Annotated in this window: 21 protein-coding genes; 14 read left to right on the top strand and 7 right to left on the bottom strand. The window is 71.1% G+C overall.

Features of this window, described 5'->3' with window-relative positions; translation table 11 throughout:
- Positions 1-19 precede the first annotated feature (19 nt).
- Genes ACFWI4_RS33775 through ACFWI4_RS33785 form a run of 3 tightly spaced genes read left to right on the top strand, consistent with a single transcriptional unit; the run spans position 20 to position 2,952 of the window.
- The gene (locus ACFWI4_RS33775; RefSeq protein WP_387204194.1) at positions 20-1,228 is read left to right on the top strand and encodes an ABC transporter substrate-binding protein; all 1,209 of its coding nucleotides are present in this window, start codon (positions 20-22) and stop codon (positions 1,226-1,228) included.
- 7 nt (positions 1,229-1,235) lie between these two features.
- Positions 1,236-2,126, top strand: a complete 891-nt coding sequence (locus ACFWI4_RS33780) for an ABC transporter permease (RefSeq protein WP_385398338.1) — start codon at positions 1,236-1,238, stop codon at positions 2,124-2,126.
- 10 nt (positions 2,127-2,136) lie between these two features.
- The gene (locus ACFWI4_RS33785; RefSeq protein ID WP_387204197.1) at positions 2,137-2,952 is read left to right on the top strand and encodes an ABC transporter permease; all 816 of its coding nucleotides are present in this window, start codon (positions 2,137-2,139) and stop codon (positions 2,950-2,952) included.
- 41 nt (positions 2,953-2,993) lie between these two features.
- On the opposite strand, the gene ACFWI4_RS33790 is transcribed toward ACFWI4_RS33785, so the two are convergent.
- From ACFWI4_RS33790 to ACFWI4_RS33805, 4 genes are all read right to left on the bottom strand, one after another.
- Positions 2,994-3,776: an ABC transporter permease gene (locus ACFWI4_RS33790; protein WP_387204200.1), complete on the bottom strand. Its 783-nt coding sequence runs from the start codon at positions 3,774-3,776 to the stop codon at positions 2,994-2,996.
- On the bottom strand, positions 3,773-4,789 hold the full coding sequence (locus ACFWI4_RS33795) for an ATP-binding cassette domain-containing protein (RefSeq protein WP_387204203.1): 1,017 nt from the start codon (positions 4,787-4,789) through the stop codon (positions 3,773-3,775). Before ACFWI4_RS33795 ends, ACFWI4_RS33790 begins: the two co-directional genes overlap by 4 nt.
- A gap of 186 nt (positions 4,790-4,975) precedes the next feature.
- Positions 4,976-5,818, bottom strand: a complete 843-nt coding sequence (locus ACFWI4_RS33800; protein ID WP_387204206.1) for a DUF4097 domain-containing protein — start codon at positions 5,816-5,818, stop codon at positions 4,976-4,978.
- 137 nt (positions 5,819-5,955) lie between these two features.
- Positions 5,956-6,474, bottom strand: a complete 519-nt coding sequence (locus ACFWI4_RS33805) for a hypothetical protein (RefSeq protein ID WP_387204209.1) — start codon at positions 6,472-6,474, stop codon at positions 5,956-5,958.
- A 306-nt stretch (positions 6,475-6,780) separates the two neighbouring features.
- Between ACFWI4_RS33805 and ACFWI4_RS33810 the strand changes: the two genes are divergently transcribed.
- The 11 genes from ACFWI4_RS33810 to ACFWI4_RS33860 all read left to right on the top strand — a co-directional run bounded on the left by ACFWI4_RS33810 (position 6,781) and on the right by ACFWI4_RS33860 (position 18,759).
- The gene (locus ACFWI4_RS33810) at positions 6,781-7,932 is read left to right on the top strand and encodes an NAD(P)/FAD-dependent oxidoreductase (protein ID WP_387204212.1); all 1,152 of its coding nucleotides are present in this window, start codon (positions 6,781-6,783) and stop codon (positions 7,930-7,932) included.
- On the top strand, positions 7,929-8,228 hold the full coding sequence (locus tag ACFWI4_RS33815) for a (2Fe-2S)-binding protein (RefSeq protein WP_387204215.1): 300 nt from the start codon (positions 7,929-7,931) through the stop codon (positions 8,226-8,228). The genes ACFWI4_RS33810 and ACFWI4_RS33815 overlap by 4 nt, the downstream gene beginning before the upstream one ends.
- Positions 8,221-9,816: an FAD-dependent oxidoreductase gene (locus tag ACFWI4_RS33820; protein ID WP_387204218.1), complete on the top strand. Its 1,596-nt coding sequence runs from the start codon at positions 8,221-8,223 to the stop codon at positions 9,814-9,816. The genes ACFWI4_RS33815 and ACFWI4_RS33820 overlap by 8 nt, the downstream gene beginning before the upstream one ends.
- A gap of 44 nt (positions 9,817-9,860) precedes the next feature.
- Positions 9,861-10,763 carry a dihydrodipicolinate synthase family protein gene (locus ACFWI4_RS33825; RefSeq protein WP_387204221.1) on the top strand — a complete coding sequence of 301 codons (903 nt, stop codon included), beginning with the start codon at positions 9,861-9,863 and terminating at the stop codon, positions 10,761-10,763.
- A 46-nt stretch (positions 10,764-10,809) separates the two neighbouring features.
- Positions 10,810-11,811, top strand: a complete 1,002-nt coding sequence (locus ACFWI4_RS33830) for a proline racemase family protein (RefSeq protein ID WP_387204224.1) — start codon at positions 10,810-10,812, stop codon at positions 11,809-11,811.
- 127 nt (positions 11,812-11,938) lie between these two features.
- Entirely contained in the window at positions 11,939-12,628 is a 690-nt protein-coding gene (locus ACFWI4_RS33835; protein ID WP_387204260.1) for a GntR family transcriptional regulator, read from the top strand.
- A gap of 85 nt (positions 12,629-12,713) precedes the next feature.
- Positions 12,714-13,712 carry a LacI family DNA-binding transcriptional regulator gene (locus ACFWI4_RS33840; RefSeq protein ID WP_387204227.1) on the top strand — a complete coding sequence of 333 codons (999 nt, stop codon included), beginning with the start codon at positions 12,714-12,716 and terminating at the stop codon, positions 13,710-13,712.
- A gap of 204 nt (positions 13,713-13,916) precedes the next feature.
- On the top strand, positions 13,917-15,269 hold the full coding sequence (locus tag ACFWI4_RS33845; RefSeq protein WP_385398492.1) for an ABC transporter substrate-binding protein: 1,353 nt from the start codon (positions 13,917-13,919) through the stop codon (positions 15,267-15,269).
- 8 nt (positions 15,270-15,277) lie between these two features.
- Positions 15,278-16,246 (top strand): carbohydrate ABC transporter permease, encoded by a 969-nt coding sequence (locus ACFWI4_RS33850; RefSeq protein ID WP_385398358.1) that lies wholly within the window; start codon positions 15,278-15,280, stop codon positions 16,244-16,246.
- Entirely contained in the window at positions 16,243-17,118 is an 876-nt protein-coding gene (locus ACFWI4_RS33855; protein ID WP_385398360.1) for a carbohydrate ABC transporter permease, read from the top strand. Before ACFWI4_RS33850 ends, ACFWI4_RS33855 begins: the two co-directional genes overlap by 4 nt.
- Positions 17,119-17,157: 39 nt before the next feature.
- Complete coding sequence (locus ACFWI4_RS33860) at positions 17,158-18,759, top strand: glycoside hydrolase family 13 protein (RefSeq protein ID WP_387204233.1); 1,602 nt, start codon at positions 17,158-17,160, stop codon at positions 18,757-18,759.
- A 43-nt stretch (positions 18,760-18,802) separates the two neighbouring features.
- Here the strand turns inward: ACFWI4_RS33860 and ACFWI4_RS33865 are convergent, their stop codons facing one another.
- Genes ACFWI4_RS33865 through ACFWI4_RS33875 form a run of 3 tightly spaced genes read right to left on the bottom strand, consistent with a single transcriptional unit; the run spans position 18,803 to position 21,251 of the window.
- Entirely contained in the window at positions 18,803-19,615 is an 813-nt protein-coding gene (locus ACFWI4_RS33865; RefSeq protein ID WP_387204236.1) for an ABC transporter ATP-binding protein, read from the bottom strand.
- A 20-nt stretch (positions 19,616-19,635) separates the two neighbouring features.
- A complete protein-coding gene (locus tag ACFWI4_RS33870; protein WP_387204263.1) occupies positions 19,636-20,400 on the bottom strand; it encodes an ABC transporter permease in 765 nt (254 codons plus the stop codon).
- Between the two features lie 50 nt (positions 20,401-20,450).
- Positions 20,451-21,251 carry an ABC transporter permease gene (locus ACFWI4_RS33875; protein WP_387204266.1) on the bottom strand — a complete coding sequence of 267 codons (801 nt, stop codon included), beginning with the start codon at positions 21,249-21,251 and terminating at the stop codon, positions 20,451-20,453.
- Between the last annotated feature and the right edge of the window lie 4 nt (positions 21,252-21,255).

The raw sequence follows: 21,255 nt of genomic DNA on the forward strand, positions 1-21,255 counted from the left end.
GCTCAGTTTCCCGTCACGTATGGAGTACGCCGTGCGCCTCACCCCAACCCTCAAGGCCGCCGCCGCCGTCGCGGTGCTCCTCGCGGCCACCGCCTGCGGATCGTCCGCCACCAGCTCCTCCGGGGCCACCGGCTTCACCCCGCCCGACCTCAAGGCGCAGACGAAGCTCGGCAAGACCGAGGGACAGGTCAACCTGATCGCCTGGGCCGGCTATGTCGAGGACGGCTCCAACGACCCCAAGGTCGACTGGGTCAGCGACTTCGAGAAGCAGACCGGATGCCAGGTCAACTCGAAGGTCGCCGCCAGCTCCGACGAGATGGTCAAGCTGATGAAGACCGGCCAGTACGACGCCGTCTCGGCCTCGGGCGACGCGTCGCTGCGCCTCATCGCCTCGGGCGACGCGGCCCCGGTCAACACCGGCCTGGTGCCCAACTACAAGAACGTCTTCAGCGGTCTGAAGAAGGGCGCCTGGAACTCCGTCAAGGGCCAGATGTACGGCATCCCGCACGGCCGGGGCGCCAACCTCCTGATGTACAACACCGAGAAGGTCACCCCGGCCCCCACCTCCTGGTCCGCGGTCTTCGACGACGCCTCGGCGCACAAGGGCCACGTCACCGCGTACGACTCGCCGATCTACATCGCCGACGCGGCCCTCTACCTGAAGTCCGCCAGGCCCGAGCTGAAGATCAAGGACCCCTACGCGCTCGACCAGAAGCAGTTCGACGCGGCCGTGGACCTGCTGAAGAAGCAGAACGCGAACGTGGGCGAGTACTGGAGCGACTACCTCAAGGAGATATCCGCCTTCAAGAGCGGCGACTCCGTGGTCGGCACCACCTGGCAGGTCATCGCCAACCTCGCGGCCGGCGAGGGCGCCAAGATCAAGGCCGTCGTGCCCAAGGAGGGCTCCACGGGCTGGTCCGACACCTGGATGATCTCCGCCAAGGCCAAGCACCCCAACTGCGCCTACAAGTGGATGGACTGGATCATCTCGCCGAAGGTGAACGCCCAGGTCGCCGAGTACTTCGGTGAGGCCCCGGCCAACTCGGAGGCGTGCCGGTACACCAGCGACAAGACCTTCTGCGACACCTTCCACGCCACCGACGAGAGCTACTGGAAGAACATCGCGTTCTGGAACACGCCCATCGAGCAGTGCCTCGACGGCCGCACCGACGTCAAGTGCGTCCCGTACGCGAAGTGGGTCCAGGCGTGGACCGAGATCAAGGGCTGACCCGACGATGACCACCACCGCGCAGGCCGCCGGACGTTCACCCGTCCGGCGGCTCGCCGGGACACTGCACCGGCGTCCCCGGCTGCGGCTGTCCCTGCTGCTGTCCGCACCCCTGCTCTGGCTCACGGTGCTCTATCTCGGCTCGCTGGCCGTGCTGTTCGTCTCCGCGTTCTGGACGACGAACTCCTTCACCTCCGAGGTGGTGAAGGTCTGGTCCACCGACAACTTCCACCAGCTGTTCACGCTGCCCGTGTACCGGCAGGTGATCCTGCGCAGCATCGGCGTGGCCCTCGCGGTCACCGTCCTGTGCGCGGTGATCGCGTTCCCGGTCGCCTTCTACACGGCCCGCATCGCCAAGCCCGCGCGGCGCCCGCTGCTCGTCGTCGCCATCCTCACGCCGCTGTGGGCGAGTTACCTCGTCAAGGTGTACGCGTGGCGGCTGATCCTCTCCCAAGGCGGCCTCGCCGACTGGGTGTTGAAGCCCCTCGGGCTGAGCGGCCCCGGCTACGGCCTGGTGGCGGCGGTCATCGCCCTGACCTACCTGTGGCTGCCGTACATGATCCTGCCGATCCACACCGCGCTGGAGCAGCTGCCCGCCAACCTGCTGGACGCCTCGGCGGACCTGGGGGCGCGGACGGGCCGTACGTTCCGGTCGGTGGTGCTGCCGATGGTCCTGCCGTCCGTGGCCGCCGGCTCGGTGTTCACCTTCTCGCTCAGCCTCGGCGACTACATCACCGTGCAGATCGTCGGCGGCAAGACCCAGCTCATCGGCAACGTCGTCTACTCCAACATCGAACTGAACCTGCCCATGGCCGCCGCGCTCGGCACGGTCCCCGTCGTGGTCATCGTGATGTACCTCCTCGCGATGCGCCGCACGGGCGCCCTGAGCAGTCTCTGAGGAGCCCGCTGTGCAACTCTCCCGTCCCGCGCGCATCGCGCTGCGCGCCGCCGCCGGGCTCGGCTTCGCGTTCATCTACGTGCCCCTCGCGCTCGTCCTGGTCAACTCCTTCAACCGGGACCGCAGCGCGAGCTGGCCGCCGTCCGGGCTCACCTTCCACTGGTGGTCGGTCGCCTGGGAGAACGAGGGCGCCCGCGCGGCCCTGTGGGTCTCGGTCAAGGCCGGTCTCGGTGCCACGGCGATCGCGCTGGTGCTGGGCACGCTGATCGCGTTCGCGGTCGCCCGTCACCGGTTCTTCGGCCGCGACACCGTCTCCTTCGTGGTCGTCCTGCCGATCGCGCTGCCCGGCATCGTCACCGGCATCGCGCTCAACTCGGCCTTCAGCACGGTGCTCGAACCCCTCGGCGTCGGTCTCGGCATGTTCACCGTGATCGTCGGACACGCGACCTTCTGCATCGTCGTCGTCTTCAACAACGTGGTCGCGCGCCTGCGCCGTACGTCCTCCTCGTACGAGGAGGCGGCGATGGACCTGGGCGCCGACACCTTCCGGGCCTTCGTCGACGTCACGTTCCCGATGGTGCGTTCGGCCCTGCTGGCCGGCGGACTGCTCGCCTTCGCGCTGTCCTTCGACGAGATCGTCGTGACGACGTTCACCGCCGGACCCGGCATCGAGACCCTGCCGATCTGGATCTTCAACAACATGACCAGGCCCCAGCAGGCGCCGGTCGTGAACGTCGTGGCCGCCGTGCTCGTCCTGCTCTCGGTGATCCCGATCTACGCGGCCCAGCGGCTGTCCGCCGACACGGCCGCCGACAGCCGGATCTGACGGGCCCCTGACCGCCCTGCCCGAGCCCCAGGGCAGGGCGGTCAGCGCTTGGTGGTGCCGTTGAAGAGCGAGCGGGACCAGAGGTAGCCGGTCAGGCTGATGCCGGCGCACCAGGCGAGCGCGATCCAGCCGTCGTCGCCGATCGCGGAGCCGGACAGCAGACCGCGGAGCGTCTCGGTCATCGGGGTGAACGGCTGGTTCTCGGCGAACCAGCGAAGGCCCGGGGACATCGATCCCGCCGGCACGAACGCGGAGCCGAGGAACGGCAGGAACTGGACCAGCAGCGGCTTGTTGCTCGCGGACTCCACGGTCCTGGAGATCAGGCCGAGCGCCGCCGAGAGCCAGGTGACCGCGAACGCGATGGCCGTCAGGAGCCCGGCGGCGGCGAGCCATTCGAGCGGGCTCGCGTCGGACCGGAAGCCGATGGCAAGCGCGAACCCCACCACCAGGACCATGCTCACCATGGTCTGGACGACACTGCCCACGACGTGGCCCGTCATGAACGCGGAACGGGTGATGTTCATGGTGCGGAAGCGGTTGATGATGCCTTCCGTCATGTCCGAGCAGACCGCGATCGAGGTCGACATCGCCCCGGCGGCCACGCCCATGACGATGATGCCGGGCGTCAGGTACTCCAGGTAGGCGTCCCGTCCGCCGCCCATTCCGGCACCGATCGAGTCCCCGAAGGCGTACACGAACAGCAGCAGCATCAGGATCGGCATCATGGCGGCGCCGAGCGACACGCTCGGATAGCGGAGCGCGTGCTTGAGGTTGCGCCGCAGCATCGTCGTCGAGTCGCGCACGGCGTGGGTGAGGGTGCTCATCGCGGGGTCTCCTTGAGGTGATGCGAGGTGCCGGCGCCGGTCGTCGCGGTGCCGCCGCCGGTCAGGGCGAGGAACACGTCGTCGAGGTCGGGGGTGTGGACGGAGAAGTCGGCGGCCCCGACACCCGCCGCGTCGAGCCGGTCGATCAGGGCGCGCAGCGCGTCGAGGCCGGCGTCGCCCGCCACGCGCAGCGCGAGAGCCTCCTCGTCACGGACCGCGTCGGGGAAGACACCGGCCGCCCGCTCGAACTCGGCGGCCCCGGTGAACCGCAGCCGTACGTGGCTGCCGGGGATCTGCGCCTTGAGGTGCGCCGCCGAGCCCTCGGCCACGATCCGGCCGTTGTCGAGCACGGCGATCCGGTCGGCCAACTGGTCGGCCTCCTCCAGGTACTGGGTGGTGAGGAAGACGGTGGTGCCGCCCGCGACCAGCGAGCGGACCGTCTCCCACATGGTGCGGCGGCTGCGTGGATCGAGGCCGGTCGTCGGCTCGTCCAGGAAGATCACCTGGGGGTCGCCGACGAGCGTCATGGCGAGGTCGAGCCGGCGCCGCATCCCTCCGGAGAAGGTCGCGGCGCGTTTGCCCGCGGCGTCCGCGATGTCGAAGCGCTCCATCAACTCCTTTGCGCGGAAGCGCCCTTCGCGCCTTCCGAGGTGCAGCAGGTCTGCCATGAGGAGCAGGTTCTCCTCGGCGGTGAGCAGGTCGTCGAGTGCGGAGAACTGTCCGGTGACACCGATCGCGGCGCGGACACCGGCGGGTGACGTGGTGATGTCGTGGCCCGCGACCTGTGCCTGCCCTTCGTCGGCGGCGATGAGCGTGGAGAGGATCTGCACGGTGGTGGTCTTGCCGGCGCCGTTCGGCCCGAGCAGCGCGAAGACGGAGCCGGCGCGGATGCGCAGGTCGATGCCGTCGAGCACGGTCTTGTCGCCGTACGACTTGCGCAGACCCACGGCGGAGACGGCGGCGGGAGGCAGAGGACCGTCGCCCGGCCTTGGTTCGGGCAAAGAGATTGGCATGGGCATGACAGAAAAAGGCATGGAGCTCTCCGTTCGGAGGCTGGTGGAAGGGTGACGGGTCGGGTGTCGTCCCGTGCGGTGCTGTGCCGTGCCGTGCGGTGCGCGGCCATTCCGTGAGGTGCCGTGCGGTGCCGCGCTGTCCGGTGCCGCGCTGCTCCGTGAGCGGAGGGGAGTTAGAGCGGCAGGTCAGGGCTTTGATCGAAGGATGTCGATGTTGCCCCAGTTGCTCCGCGCGTGGACCGCGACGGTGCCCTCGGTCGTCTCCGGCGCTTCGGACTCGGGGAGCATGTTCCGTACCTGTCCGCGGTTGGAACTGACGTCGAGCCAGGCGGCCACGCCCCGGCGGATGCCGACCTCGATGGAGCCGTTGGACGTCTCCAGCCGGATCTCGCCCCCGACGGCCTCGGTGACCCGCAGGTGTCCGTTGGTGCTGGTGCCGGTGACCGACGCCCCGGCGTGCGCGATGTCGATGCCACCGTTCGTGCTGCTCATCCGCGTCTCGCCGGTGACCTTGCCGACGGTCGTGGTGCCGTGCACGTTCTTCAGGACGGCGGGACCCTCGACCGTGCCGACGCGTACGTTGCCGGTGCTGCTGGTGATCTCGGCCGGGCCCTCGACCCGGTCCACGGTGACCAGACCGTGCGACACGGCCAGCGTCAGCGGGCCCGTGGTGTCGAGGCGGACGTCGCCGCCCGACGTCTTCACCCGGACCTCGCCGAGCCGTCCCTCGCCGAGCAGTTGGGCCCAGGAGCCGCTCATCTCGACCTGGGAGCCCGTGGGCAGGTCGACCGTCACGTCGACGAGACCGCTGGGGCCGACCAGGGGCCGGTGCTTGGTCCTGACCGTCAGGAAGCCTCCGGCGTACACGACCTCGGTCTGCTCGGCGGCCCGCACGTCCTTGTCCCGCTTCGGGTCGCGCGGCCGGACCTCGACGACCGTGTCGGCGCGGTCGCCCGCGGTGAGACGGATGGAACCGACGGCCACCTCCGCGGTGACCGAGATGGGTTCGGGAGTGTCGAAAGAAGGCATGGCTGTTCCGTCCTCGTGAGTCCTTGGGGCGTCCCCGCAGGTGGGACGTGGTGTGGGTGAAGCCGTGCGGGTGCGGGTGCGGGTGCGGGTGTGGGTGCGGGTGTGGGCGTGGGCGTCGGTGCGGGCCGCGGGTGCGGTCAGCGCACCCAGCCCGTGAAGCTCTGTCCGACCGTGCGGGTCCTGCCGGTCGACTGCGCCCGCGGTCCTCCGTCGACCGCGGCGGACACGGCCCGCACCAGCCAGGCGTTGACCGACAGGCCCTCGCGGTTCGCGGCCTCCTCGGCGCGCGCCTTGAGATGGGCCGGCAGACGCAGGTTGACGCGGGCCGTGCCGCCCTCGTCGCCGTCCCCGGGCGTCAGGGCCCGGAACGGCTCGGCGGGTGCCTCGGCCGCCTCCGTGGTGCCGGCGTAGGAGGGGGGTGGTGTCACGACGAAGTCGGGGTCCAGGCCGCGCAGCCGTACGTCGACCGAGCCGGGGGCGAGTTCGCGGGTGATCTCGTCCATCGCGGCGGAGAGCACGTTGAGCATGGTCAGACGGGTCGCCGACTCGAGGGGAGCGGTGAGCCGTTCGGCCAGCTGACGGGCTTCCTCCCCGCCGGCCTCGGCGGCCACCGCGAGTTCTCGGCGCAGGGTGTCGACATACGGGGTGAGGTCCATGACGACATAGTGGCACCACTATGGCGCCATGTGCAAGCCTAAGTGGCGCCGAGTGGTGGGTCTCGTCATAGAGGGTGGCCCTGACCTGCGCAAATAGGGAGGGGTTGCCTGTGGCGCGATGGTGTCGCGGGCGTTCGTGTGCCGTTCGGGGGTGCATGATGGCGCCGCATGGCGCCACTTGGCGTCGAGTGGTGCCATATGACGCCAGGTGGCGCCAGGCCGCGCCCGGTGGTGCCACGTGAAGGTCGGGCGGACGCGTCCGTCGCACTCTGGTTGAAGGGCTGCGCTATGTGACATAGTACTGATGTGAGTCAGCCTGTTACCTGCGATGTCGTGGTCGTCGGAGCCGGAATGGTGGGTGCGGCCTGTGCCTTGTACGCGGCTCGCGAGGGCTTCGACGTGGTCGTGGTGGACCGCGGTCACGTGGCCGGCGGCACGACCGGCGCGGGCGAGGGGAATCTGCTCGTCTCCGACAAGGAACCCGGACCCGAACTCGACCTCGCCCTGCTCTCCGGGCGCCTGTGGGCCGACCTCGCCGAGGAGCACGCGAAGGCCGTCGAGTACGAGGCCAAGGGCGGAGTCGTCGTCGCGTCGACCCCCGAGGGCATGGCCGCGCTTGAGGCGTTCGCGGCGGGCCAACGGGCCGCCGGTGTGCTGGCCGAATCCGTCCACGCCGGCCAACTGCACGAACTGGAACCGCACTTGGCCCCGGGTCTGGCGGGCGCCGTCCACTATCCGCAGGACACCCAGGTCATGCCCGCCCTGGCCGCCGCGCACCTTCTCCGGGCGTCGGGAGCCCGGCTGCTGACCGGGCACACCGTGACCGGCGTGCTGCGCTCACGGAACGGCTCGGTCCGCGGCGTGCGCACCGACCGGGGCGAGGTGCACGCGCCCGCCGTCGTCAACGCCGCCGGCACCTGGGGCGCCGAGGTGGCCGCGCTCGCGGGCGTCACCCTCCCCGTCCTGCCCCGCAGGGGATACGTCCTCGTCACCGAGCCCCTCCCGCCCCGGGTGCGCCACAAGGTGTACGCCGCGGACTACGTCGCCGACGTCGCCAGCGACTCGGCCGCGCTCCAGACCTCGCCGGTGGTGGAGGGGACCGCGGCAGGCCCGATCCTGATCGGCGCGAGCCGCGAACGGGTCGGCTTCGACCGGTCGTTCTCGCTGCCCGTGGTCCGCGAACTGGCCGCCGGCGCCACTCGGCTCTTCCCGTTCCTCGCGCGGGTCCGCGCCCTGCGGACCTATCTCGGCTTCCGGCCCTATCTGCCCGACCACCTGCCCGCCGTCGGACCCGACCCCCGGGCCCCCGGACTCTTCCACGCATGCGGGCACGAGGGCGCCGGGATCGGACTGTCCACCGGGACGGGGCAGTTGATCGCGCAGGTCCTGGCGGGCCGCCCGCCAGGACTCGACCTCACGCCGTTCCGGCCCGACCGCTTCCCCGAGGAGACAGCGTGAACCCCCTGGACCTCGTACGGGCCGCACCCGGGCCCGCCTTCACCGTCACCCTCGACGGCCGCTCCATCGAGGTGCTGCCCGGCCGGACCGTCGCCGCCGCCCTGTGGGCCGAGGGCGTCACCGCGTGGCGCGGCACCCGTGACGCGGGCCGGCCCCGCGGGGTCTTCTGCGGCATCGGCGTCTGCTTCGACTGTCTCGTCACGGTCAACGACCGCCCCAACCAACGGGCCTGCCTGGTCCCGCTGGCGCCCGGCGACGCCATCCGCACACAGGAGGGCACCGGTCACGATGACTGACGGACCCCACCGTCTCGCGGTGATCGGCGCGGGCCCCGCCGGTCTCGCCGCCTCCCTGGCCGCGGCGGCCCACGGTGTGCGGGTGACGCTGATCGACTCGGCCCCGGCGGCGGGCGGGCAGTTCTACCGACGGCCCGCGAGCGGCCTCGGCGCCCGGCGGCCCGGTGCGCTGCACCACCGGTGGCGCACCTGGCAGCGGCTCGAACGGGAGCTCGCCGCGCACCTGGAGGCGGGCAGGGTCGAGCACTTGACGGATCATCACGTGTGGACGGTCGAACGGACCGGCACGACGAGCGGCACCCGCCCGGGCTTCACCGTCCACGCCCTCCTCGGGCCGCTCCAGGAACGCTCCGTCGCCGTGCGGGCCGACGCCGTGCTCTTGGCCACCGGCGGCTACGAGAAGGTGCTGCCCTTCCCCGGATGGACCCTCCCCGGAGTCGTGACAGCGGGCGGGGCCCAGGCCATGCTCAAGGGCGGTCTCGTCCTGCCGGGCCGCAGGGTCGTCGTCGCCGGGAGCGGGCCGCTGCTGCTGCCCGTGGCGACCGGGCTGGCCGCCGCCGGTGCCGAGGTCGCCGCGCTGGTGGAGTCCCTCGATCCGCGAGCGCTGCTGCGCGGGGCCGGTAGCTTCGCCGCCCAGCCCGGCAAGATCGCCGAGGGAGCCTCGTACGCGGCCGGGCTCCTGCGCCACCGCGTTCCGTTCGTCCCCCGGCACACCGTCGTCGAGGCCCACGGCGAGACGCGGGTCGAGGCGGTCACCGTCGCCGCGCTCGCTCCCGACGGGCGGGTGCGGCCCGGAACCGGTCGCCGCGTCCCGTGCGACACGCTCGCCGTCGGACACGGCATGGTCCCGCACACCGATCTCGCCGAAGCGCTCGGCTGCCGCGTCGACGACTCGAAGGTCGCCGTGGACGACGAGCAGCGCACCGACGTGCCCGGGGTCTGGGCCGCGGGCGAGACCACCGGGATCGGCGGCGCCGGACTCGCCCTGGCGGAGGGGCGGTTGGCGGGCCGTTCCGTGGCCGCACGGCTGAACGGCCGGGAGCCCGACCCGCGCGGCGCCGCGCGTGCCGTACGCGTCCGGGCCCGAGGACGCTCGTTCGCGGCCGCGCTCGACGCCGTGTACGCGCCGCCGGCCCACTGGGCGGAGCAGGTCACCGACGACACCGTGGTCTGCCGCTGCGAGGAGGTCACGGCAGGCCGGGTCCGCGAGGCGGTCACCGGCCTCGGCGCCGGTGACGTACGGACGGTCAAGCTGCTCACCCGCGCCGGAATGGGATGGTGCCAGGGCCGCATGTGCGAATCCGCCGTCGCGGGACTCGCCGGCTGCGAACGGACGCCCGTACGCAGGCTGTTGGCCCGCCCGGTACCCCTCGGCGTCCTGGCCGGCACCGGTCCGGACGACGACGGGACACCAGGGGAGGGGGCCGCCGACCAAGCGTCGAGAGAGGACACCGCCGACCGGACACCGGGACCGGGCGACGATCTGACATCAGGGACGGGCAACGACCCGGCACCAGGAACGGGCAACGGCCTGACGCCAGGGACGAGCGACCCCGGCCCGATACCGGGCACCGACACCACCGCGTGACCGACAGTGCAATGTCACACCCTACGGAGAGGGATGAGCGCCTCATGACCGTCACCCCCGAGAGCCGGCGCCCCTGGCGCGGAATCCTCGTCGCCACCGCGCTCCCGCTGAACCGGGATCTGTCCGTCGACCTCGGCCGCTACGCCGACCACTGCTCCTGGCTCGTCGAGAACGGCTGCGACGGCGTCGTGCCGAACGGATCGCTCGGCGAGTACCAGGTGCTCACGCCCGAGGAGCGGACCAGGGTCGTGGAGACCGCCGTCGCCGCGGTCGGCGGGTCCCGGGTGATGCCCGGCGTCGCCGCCTACGGCTCCGCCGAGGCCCGCCGCTGGGCCGAGCAGGCGAAGGACGCCGGCTGCGGTGCCGTGATGCTGCTCCCGCCCAACGCCTACCGCGCGGACGAGCGTTCGGTCCTCGCCCACTACGAGGAGGTCTCCCGGGCGGGCGTCCCGGTCGTCGCGTACAACAACCCGATCGACACCAAGGTCGACCTCGTGCCCGAACTCCTCGCCAAGCTGCACGCCGCCGGTTTCGTGCAGGGCGTCAAGGAGTTCTCCGGCGACGTGCGCCGCGCCTATCGCATCGCCGAACTCGCCCCGGAACTCGATCTGTTGATCGGCGCCGACGACGTCCTGCTCGAACTCGCCGTCGCGGGCGCCAAGGGCTGGGTGGCCGGCTACCCGAACGCGCTGCCCCGGGCGTGCGCCGAGCTCTACCGGGCCGCGGTCGCCGGTGACCTCGACACCGCGGGCAAGCTCTACCGGCAGCTGCACCCGCTGCTGCGCTGGGACTCCCGGGTCGAGTTCGTCCAGGCCATCAAGCTGTCCATGGACATCGTCGGCCGTCACGGCGGTCCGGTCCGGCCGCCGCGCGTCCCGCTGCTGCCCGAACAGGAGGCCGCCGTGCGTCTGGCCACCGAACGGGCCGTCGCCGCCGGCCTCGTCTGACCCGCCCCCGGCCCGCCCGCCGTCCGCCGACCCACCGAGGAGTCCCATGCGCAGCAAACTCGTCCTGCACGCCGTCGACTCGCACACCGAGGGCATGCCGACCCGGGTGATCACCGGCGGGATCGGCACGATCCCCGGCGCGACCATGAACGAGCGGCGGCTGTACTTCCGTGAGCACCGCGACGACATCAAGCGGCTGCTGATGAACGAGCCGCGCGGCCACGCGGCGATGAGCGGTGCCGTCCTCCAGCCGCCGACCCGCCCCGACTGCGACTACGGCGTGATCTACATCGAGGTGTCCGGCTATCTGCCGATGTGCGGGCACGGCACGATCGGGGTCGCGACCGTGCTGGTGGAGACCGGCATGGTCGAGGTCGTCGAGCCGGTCACCACCATCCGGCTCGACACCCCGGCGGGTGTCGTCGTCGCCGAGGTCGCCGTGGAGGACGGCGCGGCCAAGGAGGTCACGCTCAGGAACGTGCCCTCCTTCGCCGTCGGCCTCGACCGCAAGGCCACGCTCGCCGACGGGCGCACCGTGACGTACGACCTGGCCTACGGCGGGAACTTCTACGCGATCCTGCCGCTGGAGGAGTTCGGCGTGCCCTTCGACCGCTCGCGCAAGGACGAGATCCTCGCGGCCGGCCTCGCGCTCATGGACGCGGTCAACGCCGGGGCCGAACCCGTGCACCCCGAGGACCCGTCCATCCGCGGCTGCCACCACGTGCACCTGTACGCGCCCGGGGCGACCGCCCGGTACTCCCGGCACGCGATGGTGATCCACCCCGGCTGGTTCGACCGCTCACCCTGCGGTACGGGCACCAGCGCGCGCATGGCCCAGCTGCACGCACGGGGTGAACTCCCGCTGGACACCGAGTTCGTGAACGAGTCCTTCATCGGGACGCGCTTCACCGGACGGCTGCTCGGCACCACCGAGGTCGCCGGGGTGCCCGCCGTGCTGCCCAGCTTCACGGGACGCGCCTGGATCACCGGAACCGCGCAGTACCTGCTCGACCCCTCGGACCCGTTCCCCGCCGGGTTCGTCCTGTGAGCGGGCCGCCGCCGGGGCGTAGATACTGGGAGTTCGAGTAGGACGTGACATGGCACAGCAGACGTGGCATGGCACGGAACCGGTGCGGCAGGACAGGCCGCGCACCGGCCCGCACGAGGAGACCCCGATGACCGCGCAGCGCGACAGCGCACCCTCAGCCGTTCCCGACCTGCCCACGCTCGGCGGCAGGAGGAGCAGCTACCGCGAGCGGGTGGCCGACGCGCTGCGCGCCGCCCTGATCGCGGGCGAGCTGCGGCCCGGCGAGGTCTACTCGGCGCCGACGCTCGCGGCCCGGTTCGGCGTCTCGGCGACTCCGGTCCGCGAGGCCATGCTGGACCTGGCCAAGGAGGGGCTGGTCGACACCGTCCCGAACAAGGGGTTCCGGGTCACCGAGGTGTCCGAGAAGCAGCTCGACGAGTACACGCACATCCGTTCGCTCATCGAGATCCCCACCGTCGTGCGGCTGGCCGGCACGGCGGACCCCGTATCGCTGGAGGCGCTGCGCCCGGCCGCGCGGGAGATCGTCACCGCCGCGGCGGCCGGAGACCTCATCGCCTACGTGGAGGCGGACATCCGCTTCCACCTCGGTCTGCTCGCCCTCGCGGGCAACGCCCACCTGGTCGAGGTCGTCGGCGACCTGCGCAAGCGCTCACGCCTGTACGGGCTCGACGCCCTCGTGCGGGCGGGCCGTCTGGAGGCCTCCGCCCGCGAGCACCTCGAACTCCTCGACGCCCTCCTGGAACGCGACGAGCGCGCCGTGCGCGCGGTGATGACCCGCCACCTGGGCCATGTGCGCGGCCTGTGGGCGGCGCACTGAGGACCGGGCCCCGCGGGCGGCGCGAACCCGAACCGGCCGAAGTTTTACGCAAGCAGCTTGCATTTCTTGCGCTATTCTTGCGCGTATGACGCGACGACTTGCTCAGGTGGCGAAGAAGGTCGGGGTCAGCGAAGCCACGGTCAGCCGAGTGCTCAACGGCAAGCCGGGTGTCTCCGACTCCACTCGGCAGGCGGTCCTGTCCGCCCTGGACGTCCTCGGCTACGAGCGGCCGACCCAGCTGCGCGGCGAACGCGCACGGCTGGTCGGCCTGGTGCTGCCCGAGCTGCAGAACCCGATCTTCCCGGCGTTCGCCGAGGTGATCGGCGGCGCGCTCGCCCAGCTCGGCCTCACCCCGGTGCTGTGCACCCAGACCAAGGGCGGGGTCTCCGAGGCCGACTACGTGGAACTCCTGCTCCAGCAGCAGGTCTCCGGGGTGGTGTTCGCCGGCGGTCTGTACGCGCAGGCCGACGCGCCGCACGACCACTACCGCGAACTCGCGGACCGCAACATTCCGGTGGTGCTGGTCAACGCGGCCATCGAGCACCTCGGCTTCCCGTGCGTCTCCTGCGACGACGCCGTCGCGGTCGAGCAGGCCTGGCGCCACCTCGACTCGCTCGGCCACGAGCGGATCGGGCTCGTCCTCGGCCCCGGCGACCACATGCCCTCGGGGCGCAAACTCGCGGCGGCGCGCGCCCTCGCGCCCCAGCTCCCCGACGCTCACGTGGCCCGGGCGATGTTCTCGCTGGAGGGCGGCCAGGCCGCGGCCACCAGGCTGCTCGACCAGGGCGTCACCGGCATCATCTGCGCCAGCGACCCGCTCGCGCTCGGCGCCGTACGGGCCGCCCGCCGCAAGGGGCTCTCCGTCCCCGGCGACATCTCCGTCGTCGGGTACGACGACTCGGCGTTCATGAACTGCACCGAACCCCCGCTGACCACGGTCCGCCAGCCCATCGAGGCCATGGGGCGGGCCGCGGTGGAACTGCTGAACGCGCAGATCGGCGGCGGCAGCGTGACCCCCGAGGAGCTTCTGTTCGAGCCGGAGCTTGTGGTGCGCGGCTCGACCGGGCAGGCGCCCCGCGGCTGAGCCGCGGGGCCGGGGCCGCGTACCGGGGTCCATGACTCCGGTACGCAACCACCTGCCACGCAGCCTCCGTATCGCTGTCAAATAATTACAGATTCTGCGCGACATCTTGCGGACGGATGTCGTCGGTGCTTGAGTGTGCGGCGCCAGAACACGGCGGCACGCCCGCCGTGGGCCTTCCTCGCTCCAGCCCGAAGGGGTCCACCAATGAGAACTACCGGGTTCCGCCGCAATCTCGTCATGCTCATGGCGTCATCCGTCGCGCTCACCGCCACCGCGTGCGGTTCGAGCGGCGGTGACGACGCGGCCGACGGAAAGACCCGCATCACCGTCAACTGCGAGCCGCCGAAGAGCGCCAAGGTCGACCGCTCGTTCTTCGACGCCGACACCAAGGCGTTCGAGAAGGCCAACCCGGCCATCGACGTCGTCATGCACGACGCGTTCCCGTGCCAGGACCCCAAGACCTTCGACGCCAAGCTCGCGGGCGGTCAGATGGAGGACGTGTTCTACACGTACTTCACCGACGTCAAGCACGTCGTCGACGTCAACCAGGCCGCGGACATCACGAGTTACGTCAAGGACCTCAAGAGCTACGGCACCATCCAGCAGCAGCTGCGCGACATCTACACCGTCGACGGCAAGATCTACGGCGTCCCGCGCACCGGCTACTCGATGGGCCTGATCTACAACAAGGCGCTCTTCAAGAAGGCCGGCCTCGACCCCGAGAAGCCGCCGGCCACCTGGGAGGAGCTGCGCGCGGACGCCAAGAAGATCGCCGCGCTCGGCAACGGCACCGTCGGATACGCCGACTACAGCGCCCAGAACCAGGGCGGCTGGCACTTCACCGCCGAGGTCTACTCGCAGGGCGGCAACGTCGTCTCCGAGGACGGCAAGAAGGCGACCGTCGACACCCCCGAGGGCAAGGCCGTCCTGCAGAACCTCAAGGACATGCGCTGGGCCGACAACTCGATGGGCAGCAAGCAGCTGCTGGTCATCAACGACGTCCAGCAGATGATGGGTTCGGGCAAGCTCGGCATGTACCTCTCCGCGCCCGACAACATCCCGATCCTCGTCAAGGAGAAGGGCGGCAACTACAACGACCTCGCCCTGGCTCCGATGCCCGGCGGCAAGGGCACGCTCATCGGCGGCGACGGCTACATGTTCAGCAAGAAGGACAGCCCGGCGCAGATCAAGGCCGGCCTCAAGTGGCTCGACTCCATGTTCCTGACGCCCGGCAAGGGCTTCCTCGGTGACTACGCCCGCGCCAAGCAGAACAACGCGCCCGTCGGCCTGCCCGAGCCGCGCCTGTTCACCGGTGCCGCCGACGCCAAGGACCAGCAGGTCAAGAAGGCCAACGCCAACGTGCCCGTGGACAACTACCAGGCCTTCCTGGACGGCAACCAGAGCCTCCAGATGAAGATCGAGCCGCCGCAGGCCCAGCAGATCTACTCCGTCCTCGACGCCGCCGTCTCCGCCGTCCTCACCAAGAAGGACGCCGACATCGACCAGCTCCTCAAGGACGCCTCCGGCAAGATCGACGCGATCCTGGCCCGAGGCTGACACCGTTCATGAAGACCGCATCGAAGCCCCCCGCAGTGCTCCCTCCGGCCGCCGTCGGCGCGCCGGAGGCGCCGCGGTCGGCCGGGCGCCGGACCGGGGGACCGTGGCGCCGGCGCCTGGCCGACCAGTTCCGCGCCTACGCCTTCCTGGCCGGCGGACTGCTCTGCTTCGCCCTGTTCTCCTGGTACCCGGCGATCCGCGCCGTCGAGATCGCCTTCCAGAAGTACACACCGGGCAGCGGCGGAGAATGGGTCGGCACCGCCAACTTCACCCGGGTCTTCCACGACCCGGAGTTCACCGCCGCCTGGCGCAACACCCTGACCTTCACGCTCCTCGCCCTGCTCATCGGCTTCGCCGTCCCCTTCGTGATGGCGCTCGTCCTCAACGAACTGCGGCACGCCAAGGCGTTCTTCAGGGTCGTGGTCTATCTGCCGGTGATGATCCCGCCGGTGGTCAGCGCCCTGCTGTGGAAGTGGTTCTACGATCCCGGGGCCGGCCTCGCCAACGAGGTGCTGCGCGCGCTGCACCTGCCGACCTCGAACTGGTCCAACGGCGCCGACACCGCCCTCGTCTCGCTGGTCATCGTCGCGACCTGGGCCAACCTCGGCGGCACCGTCCTCATCTACCTCGCCGCCCTCCAGAGCATCCCCGGCGAGCTGTACGAGGCCGCCGAACTGGACGGAGCGAACCTGCTCCAGCGCATCCGCCACGTGACGATCCCTCAGACGCGCTTCATCATCCTCATGCTGATGCTGCTTCAGATCATCGCCACCATGCAGGTGTTCACCGAACCCTTCGTGATCACCGGCGGCGGCCCCGAGGACAGGACCGTCACGGTCCTCTACCTGATCTACAAGTACGCCTTCCTCTACAACGACTTCGGCGGCGCCTGCGCCCTGAGCGTGATGCTGCTCGTCCTGCTCAGCGCCTTCTCCGCCCTCTATCTGCGGCTGACCCGCTCCGAGGAGGACGCGTGAGCACCCGCACCCTGATCTCCCCGCTCACCCTGGGCCGCCCGCGCGGCAGAGCCGTCTACTGGACCGTCTTCGGCGGTGTCGTCCTGCTCTTCGCGCTGGCCTTCCTCTTCCCCGTCTACTGGATGGTCACCGGCGCCATGAAGTCGCCGGACGAGGTCACCCGCACACCGCCCACCCTCCTGCCCGACCACTGGCACATCAGCGGCTACACCGACGCGTGGGACCTGATGGACCTGCCCACCCATCTGTGGAACACCGTCGTCCAGGCGACGGGCGCCTGGCTGCTCCAGCTCGTCTTCTGCACGGCCGCCGCCTACGCCCTGTCCAAGCTGAAGCCGGCCTTCGGCAAGGTGGTCCTCGGCGGCATCCTCGCCACCCTGATGGTCCCCGCGCAGGCCCTGGTGGTCCCCAAGTACCTGACCGTCGCCGACCTGCCCGTCCTGCACACCAGCCTGCTCAACTCGCCCCTCGGCATCTGGCTGCCCGCCGTCGCCAACGCCTTCAACCTCTATCTCCTCAAGCGCTTCTTCGACCAGATCCCGCGTGACGTCCTGGAGGCCGCCGAGATCGACGGCGCCGGGAAACTGCGCACCCTGTGGTCGATCGTGCTGCCGATGTCCCGGCCCGTCCTCGGAGTCGTGTCGATCTTCGCCCTGGTCGCCGTCTGGCAGGACTTCCTCTGGCCGCTGATGGTCTTCTCCGACACCGACAAGCAGCCCATCAGCGTGGCGCTCGTCCAGCTGTCGCAGAACATCCAGCTGACCGTGCTCATCGCCGCCATGGTCATCGCCAGCATCCCCATGGTCGTGATGTTCCTGGTCTTCCAGCGGCACATCATCGCCGGGATCAGCGCGGGCAGCACCAAGGGCTGACGCCCGTACCCGATCTCCTCGAACGAAAGGCAACGCACCGTGGGACAGCCCCGCCCTGCCCGAAATCAGTCCGCGTGGTGGCGTTCCGCCGTCATCTACCAGGTGTACGTCCGCAGCTTCGCGGACGGCGACGGCGACGGCACCGGCGACCTCGCGGGCGTCCGCGCCAGACTTCCCTACCTCGCCGAACTCGGCGTGGACGCGCTGTGGTTCAACCCCTGGTACCTCTCGCCCCTGGCCGACGGCGGCTACGACGTCGCCGACTACCGCACCATCGACCCGGCCTTCGGCACCCTCGCCGAGGCCGAGAAGCTCATCGCCGAGGCCCGCGAGCTGGGCATCCGCACCCTGGTCGACATCGTGCCGAACCACGTCTCCGACCAGCACCCCTGGTTCCGGGCGGCACTGGCCGGCGGCCCCGAGCGCGACCTCTTCCACTTCCGCCCCGGCCGCGGCGAACACGGCGAACTCCCGCCCAACGACTGGCCGTCCCAGTTCGCGGGCTCCACCGAACCCGTGTGGACCCGGCTCCCCGACGGCGACTGGTACCTGCACCTCTTCACCCCCGAGCAGCCCGACCTCAACTGGGACCACCCCGCCGTCCACCGGGAACACGAGGAGATCCTGCGCTTCTGGTTCGAGCGGGGAGTCGCCGGCGTGCGCATCGACTCGGCCGCGCTGCTCGCCAAGGACCCGGACCTGCCCGACTACGTCGAGGGCCGCGACCCGAACCCGTACGTCGACCGCGACGAACTCCACGACATCTACCGCTCCTGGCGGACCGTCGCCGACGCCTACGACGGCATCTTCGTCGGCGAGGTCTGGCTCCCCGACTCCGAGCGCTTCGCCCGCTATCTGCGCCCCGACGAACTGCACACCGCCTTCAACTTCTCCTTCCTGTCCTGCCCCTGGGACGCCGCACGGCTGCGGACCTCCATCGACGAGACCCTCGCCGAACACGCCCCCGTCGGCGCGCCCGCCACCTGGGTGCTGTGCAACCACGACGTGACCCGCACGGTCACCCGCTACGGCCGCGCCGAGACCGGCTTCGACTTCACCGCCAAGGAGTTCGGCACGCCCACCGACCTCGCCCTCGGCACCCGCAGGGCCCGCGCCGCGGCCCTGCTCTCGCTCGCCCTCCCCGGCGCCGTGTACGTCTACCAGGGTGAAGAACTCGGCCTCCCCGAAGTGGAGTTGCCGCGCGAGAGCATCCAGGACCCGATGTACTCACGGTCCGGCGGCACCGACCCCGGCCGCGACGGCTGCCGGGTCCCGCTGCCCTGGACGGCCGGGGAGCCCAACTCCGGCTTCGGCGGCGAACCCTGGCTCCCGCAGCCCGCCGACTGGCCCGGATACGCCGCCGACCGCCAGGCCGGGGACCCCGGCTCGATGCTGAACCTCTACCGCGCCGCGCTGCGCGTCCGCCGCGCCGAACCGGGCTTCGGCGACGGCCCGCTCGCCTGGCTGCCCGCACCCGAGGGCGTCCTCGCCTTCGCCCGTACGGACGGACTGCTCTGCGTGGTCAACCTGGCCGACGGCCCGGTCGAACTCCCCGGGCACTCCCGGCTCCTCCTCGCCAGCGGCCCGCTGGACAACGACGGGTTCCTCCCACCGGACACGGCGGCCTGGCTCCGCGCCTGACGGCTCACGGCGCCCGCCGGCACACAGCGCCCGCCGGCGGGCCTCACCGGGACGACGGCTTGTCCGTCCTGACGACCGGCTCCCCGCGCTTCGCCGCCTGGACCTGCTCGTACACATGGGTCCGCAGTTCGGCGAAGCGCGGGGCGACCCGGGTGCGCAACTGGTCCCGCTCGGCGGGCAGATCGACCGTCAGCCGCTCCCGTACGACGGTGGGGGAGGCGGACAGGACCAGGACCCGCTCACCCAGGTAGACGGCCTCGTCGATGTCATGCGTCACGAACACGACGGTGATCCCGCGCTGCCGCCACAGCCGCCGCACCAGGTCCTCCAGATCGGCCCGGGTCTGCGCGTCGACCGCCGCGAACGGCTCGTCCATGAGCAGGACTTCGGGCTCGTAGGCGAGGGCCCGCGCGATGGCCACCCGCTGCTGCATCCCGCCCGACAGCTGCCACGGATACGCTCCCGCCGCGTCGGCCAGCCCCACCGACTCCAGCGCGTCGGTGACCAGCTCCGCGCGCCGCGCCCTGCCGAACCCCTTCTGCCGCAGCGGGAGTTCCACGTTCGCGCCGACCCGCATCCAGGGGAACAGGCTCCGCCCGTACTCCTGGAACACGAACGCCATGCCGGGCGGCGGGCCGCTCACCGGCCGGCCCCCGAGCAGCACCTCGCCCGACGTCGGCGCGAGCAGGCCGGCCATGCACTTCAGCAGAGTCGTCTTGCCGCAGCCCGACGGGCCGACCAGACAGACGAGTTCACCCGGGTCCACGGTGAAGGTGAGATCGCGGACCGCCTCCACCCGGCGGCCCGACCCCTCGTAGACCTTCCGCAGGCCGGATACGACCAGAGACGCGTGCATGGACCGCCCTTTCGGATGCGTCACGGGGAACGCCTGGAGGAGTCGCGCAGACCGTGGTACCAGCCGAGGACCCGGCGTTCGACCAGCCGGAGGACGACCGAGAGGAGAAAGCCGAGCAGACCGAGGACGAGGATGCCGGTCCACATGTCGGGGATCGCGAAGCCCCGCTGGAACTGCACGATGGTGAAGCCGAGTCCGTTGCTCGCCGCGAACATCTCGCTGATGACCATCAGGATGATGCCCACGGACAGCGCCTGCCGCAGCCCCGCGAAGATCTGCGGGCTCGCCGCCGGCAGGACGACGGACCGGATCCTGGCCGGTCCCGTGATGCCGTACGAGCGGGCCGTCTCGGACATCACGGAGTCGACGGCCCGCACGCCCTCGACCGTGTTGAGCAGGATCGGCCACACACAGCCGCTCGCGATCACGACGATCTTCATGGTGTCCCCGATGCCCGCGAACAGCATGATGACCGGGACGAGAACGGGCGGAGGCACCGCCCGCAGGAACTCCAGGACCGGTTCGCACACCGCCCGCACCCTCCGGTACGAGCCGATGAGCGTCCCGAGGGCGGTCCCCACGGTCGCGGCCGACGCGTAGCCGGCCAGCAGCCGCAGCAGGCTGGGCACCAGGTCGGCACGGAGCCGGGCGCGGGTCCAGACGTCAGGGAACGTCCGGACGATCGTGCGCAGCGGCGGCCAGTAGACGTCGGTGCTGCCGTCCGAGGCGAGCCACCACAGGGCGAACAGCAGCGCGGGGAGCGCGACGACGAACAGCGCCCGCACCAGCGGGCCGGTCCACCGGTCGGTTCCCGAACGCCCGGCCGGGACGTCCGTCACACCGCCACCTCCCCGCGCACCGACTGGTGCCAGGCCAGCGCGTACCGCTCCACGGACCGCGCGCCCACGTTGATCAGCAGTCCGAGCAGACCCGTGACCACGATCAGCGCGTACATCTCGGGCACCGCCTGAGAGGTCTGGGCGACCGCGATGCGCGCGCCCAACCCCGGCGCCCCGATGACGAGTTCGGCGGTCACCGTCAGGATGAGCGCGACCGCGGCGGCGAGCCTCACCCCCGTCATCACGTACGGGAGCGCGGTCGGCCACAGCACATGACGGATCCGGGCCCAGGTGCCGAGCCCGTACGAGCGGGCCGTCTCCTCCGCCACCGGGTCGACGTCCCGCACGCCGTACATGACCTGTACGAGGACCTGCCAGAACGAGGCGTACACGACCAGCAGGAGCACCGACCTCAGCTCGGTGCCGTAGAGCAGGACCGCCAGCGGGATCAGGGCCACGGAGGGGATGGGCCGCAGGAACTCGATCGTCGAGGCGGTCGCCTCGCGCAGATACGGCACGACGGAGAGGACCACGCCCGCCACGATGCCGGCGCCGACGGCGATCGCCAGGCCCAGCGCCCAGCCGGTAAGGGTGTCGCCGAGATCCGTCCAGAAGGCGCGGTCGGTGATCTGGTCGCCGAGGGCCCGCGCGATCCTGCTGGTCGGCGGGAAGTACCGCTCCTTGACGACGCCGAGCCGCGGCACCACCTCGCCGAGGGCGAGGAAGGCCGCGAGCCCGGCGGCGCCCAGTGCGGCGTTCACGGCCCGTTCGGCGGAGCCGCCGCCGCGCGATGACATCGGC

This window comes from Streptomyces sp. NPDC127038 (assembly GCF_042725875.1).
Taxonomy (GTDB): domain Bacteria; phylum Actinomycetota; class Actinomycetes; order Streptomycetales; family Streptomycetaceae; genus Streptomyces.

Bases quoted from the DNA above. Each gene is read 5' to 3' on its own strand.
- ACFWI4_RS33775 (WP_387204194.1), top strand. From the start codon at position 20: ATGGAGTACGCCGTGCGCCTCACCCCAACCCTCAAGGCCGCCGCCGCC.
- ACFWI4_RS33780 (WP_385398338.1), top strand. From the start codon at position 1,236: ATGACCACCACCGCGCAGGCCGCCGGACGTTCACCCGTCCGGCGGCTC.
- ACFWI4_RS33790 (WP_387204200.1), bottom strand. From the start codon at position 3,776: ATGAGCACCCTCACCCACGCCGTGCGCGACTCGACGACGATGCTGCGG.
- ACFWI4_RS33795 (WP_387204203.1), bottom strand. From the start codon at position 4,789: ATGCCAATCTCTTTGCCCGAACCAAGGCCGGGCGACGGTCCTCTGCCT.
- ACFWI4_RS33800 (WP_387204206.1), bottom strand. From the start codon at position 5,818: ATGCCTTCTTTCGACACTCCCGAACCCATCTCGGTCACCGCGGAGGTG.
- ACFWI4_RS33805 (WP_387204209.1), bottom strand. From the start codon at position 6,474: ATGGACCTCACCCCGTATGTCGACACCCTGCGCCGAGAACTCGCGGTG.
- ACFWI4_RS33820 (WP_387204218.1), top strand. From the start codon at position 8,221: ATGACTGACGGACCCCACCGTCTCGCGGTGATCGGCGCGGGCCCCGCC.
- ACFWI4_RS33825 (WP_387204221.1), top strand. From the start codon at position 9,861: ATGACCGTCACCCCCGAGAGCCGGCGCCCCTGGCGCGGAATCCTCGTC.
- ACFWI4_RS33830 (WP_387204224.1), top strand. From the start codon at position 10,810: ATGCGCAGCAAACTCGTCCTGCACGCCGTCGACTCGCACACCGAGGGC.
- ACFWI4_RS33835 (WP_387204260.1), top strand. From the start codon at position 11,939: ATGACCGCGCAGCGCGACAGCGCACCCTCAGCCGTTCCCGACCTGCCC.
- ACFWI4_RS33840 (WP_387204227.1), top strand. From the start codon at position 12,714: ATGACGCGACGACTTGCTCAGGTGGCGAAGAAGGTCGGGGTCAGCGAA.
- ACFWI4_RS33845 (WP_385398492.1), top strand. From the start codon at position 13,917: ATGAGAACTACCGGGTTCCGCCGCAATCTCGTCATGCTCATGGCGTCA.
- ACFWI4_RS33850 (WP_385398358.1), top strand. From the start codon at position 15,278: ATGAAGACCGCATCGAAGCCCCCCGCAGTGCTCCCTCCGGCCGCCGTC.
- ACFWI4_RS33865 (WP_387204236.1), bottom strand. From the start codon at position 19,615: ATGCACGCGTCTCTGGTCGTATCCGGCCTGCGGAAGGTCTACGAGGGG.
- ACFWI4_RS33875 (WP_387204266.1), bottom strand. From the start codon at position 21,251: ATGTCATCGCGCGGCGGCGGCTCCGCCGAACGGGCCGTGAACGCCGCA.